Below are 362 nucleotides of genomic sequence, written 5' to 3' on the forward strand. Positions count from 1 at the left end.
ACGGCATGACGGTGTCGGAGGCGAAGCGGCTGAAGACGCTCGAGGATGAGAACGCGAAGCCGAAGAGGCTTCTGGCCGAGCAGATGCTGGATCTGGCTGCGATGAAGGGGCTGGTTTCAAAAAAGTGGTTATGAGCCGGGCCAGAAAACAGTCCGGGGGACTGTTTTCCCGGCGATTGGCCTGCCGTGAAGTGCGAGGCGGTCGCGCATCTGGAGGTCCTGCTCGGGCTCTCGGAACGGCGGGCGTGCCGGATTGTCAGAGCGGTTCGCAAGATGGTCCGCTACGAGGCGCGAGCCGTGCGCCGGACACGGTGCTGCGCGATCGGTTGCGGAAGCTGGCCAACGAAGGCCGACGCTTCGGTT

General features: G+C 64.1%; 1 pseudogene. It reads left to right on the forward strand.

Annotated features, from left to right (window positions below):
• Window positions 1-362: pseudogene (locus DKT70_RS17695) on the forward strand (hypothetical protein); the annotation flags it as partial.

The organism is Paracoccus sediminilitoris (assembly GCF_003259195.1).
Lineage (GTDB): Bacteria > Pseudomonadota > Alphaproteobacteria > Rhodobacterales > Rhodobacteraceae > Paracoccus > Paracoccus sediminilitoris.